The sequence below is a fragment of the Roseicyclus sp. genome (assembly GCF_052168335.1).
In the GTDB taxonomy this organism is placed as follows: domain Bacteria; phylum Pseudomonadota; class Alphaproteobacteria; order Rhodobacterales; family Rhodobacteraceae; genus Roseibacterium.
Window position 1 is genome coordinate 1 of sequence record NZ_JBQLZP010000485.1, and the last position, 1,311, is coordinate 1,311.

1 protein-coding gene and 2 pseudogenes are annotated in these 1,311 nt (G+C 68.0%); 1 reads left to right on the plus strand and 2 read right to left on the minus strand.

Going from position 1 to position 1,311, the window contains the following annotated elements; translation table 11 throughout:
* Nucleotides 1–315 (plus strand): annotated as a pseudogene (locus ACTS11_RS14980) (urocanate hydratase); the annotation flags it as partial.
* An 18-nt stretch (nt 316–333) separates the two neighbouring features.
* On the opposite strand, the gene phaR reads toward ACTS11_RS14980, so the two are convergent.
* Nucleotides 334–903 (minus strand): polyhydroxyalkanoate synthesis repressor PhaR, encoded by a 570-nt coding sequence (phaR, locus tag ACTS11_RS14985; RefSeq protein ID WP_442641104.1) that lies wholly within the window; start codon nt 901–903, stop codon nt 334–336.
* 176 nt (nt 904–1,079) lie between these two features.
* A pseudogene (locus ACTS11_RS14990) lies at nt 1,080–1,311 on the minus strand (Phasin); the annotation flags it as partial.

Consider the following 1,311-nt stretch of genomic DNA (forward strand, 5'->3'; position numbering starts at 1 on the left):
CGCGAGACGGAGGCGATGAAGGACGGCTCGGATGCGGTGAGCGACTGGCCGCTTCTGAACGCGCTCGTCAACACGGCGAGCGGGGCGACCTGGGTGTCGCTGCACCACGGCGGCGGCGTCGGCATGGGGTTCAGCCAGCACGCGGGCGTGGTGATCGTCGCGGACGGCACGCCCGAGGCCGCGCGGCGGCTCGAGCGGGTGCTGTGGAACGACCCGGCCTCGGGGGTCTGGCGCCACGCGGACGCGGGCTACGAGGAGGCCGTCGCCTGCGCGCGCGAGCACGGGCTGAGGCTGCCGAGGATACTGGGAAACTGAGCGCGCCCGCGTGGCGCCTCACATCCGGCTGAGCTTGGACTGGAGCTCGGCGAGCTGCTTCTTGATGTCGGCGAGCTCGTCCTTCGAGGAGGTGTCGCCCTCGCCCTCGTCGTCCTGCGCGGGGCCGGACCAGGTCTTGCCCATGCCGCCGGTCATGGCCTTGAAGAAGGCCTCCTGCTGCGCGCGCATCGCCTCGAAGCCGGGCATCGAGGCCATCGGGTTTATCGCGGTCATGTTCTCGACCATCTTCGACTGCCCCTGCTTGAGCATCTCGAAGCTCATGGCAAGGAAGTCGGGCACGACGGACTGCGCCTGCGTGGTGTAGCTGCGCACGAGGTCGGTCAGCACCGCGATGGGCAGGACGCTCTCGCCCCGGCTCTCGTGCTCGGCGATGATCTGGAGGAGGTATTGCCGCGTGAGGTCGTCGCCCGATTTCAGGTCCACGATCTTCACCTCGCGGCCGGCACGGATGAAACCCGCGATGTCCTCGAGCGTGACGTAATCCGATGTCTCGGTGTTGTAGAGCCTCCGGCTGGCGTAGCGCTTGATGAGAAGCGGCTCGGCGCCCGTGGCCTTCGCGTTGCCCATGCTCGCCTCCCTCTCCTGCGACGCAGCATCGGACAGCCTACGCCCGTGATCGCAAAAAGCAATCGGGTTCTGCGGTGCGCGAAGAACGGAAGAAGGGCGGGCCGCAATTGACCCGCCCTTCCCTGTTCATGCCGACGGGGAGGACGTCGGCACGAAACCCGTGCGCCGGGGCGCGATTACTTCGCGGCGGCCTTCTTGGCGGCCGAGGTCACTTCGGCGGTCGCCTTCTTGACGGCGGCGGTCGCCTCTTCGGTGGCTTCCTTGCCGGCGGCCATCATCAGCTCGACCGTCTCCATCTGCACCTTCTTCGCCACTTCGGCGAAGGCGGCCATGGTCTCGGCGGTCATCTCGGCCTGGGCCGAGGCGAAATCGGTCATCGCCTTGGTGTAGTCGGTCGGCTCGGACTTG

Coding starts and splice junctions, on each gene's coding strand:
- phaR (WP_442641104.1), bottom strand. CDS start 903: ATGGGCAACGCGAAGGCCACGGGCGCCGAGCCGCTTCTCATCAAGCGC.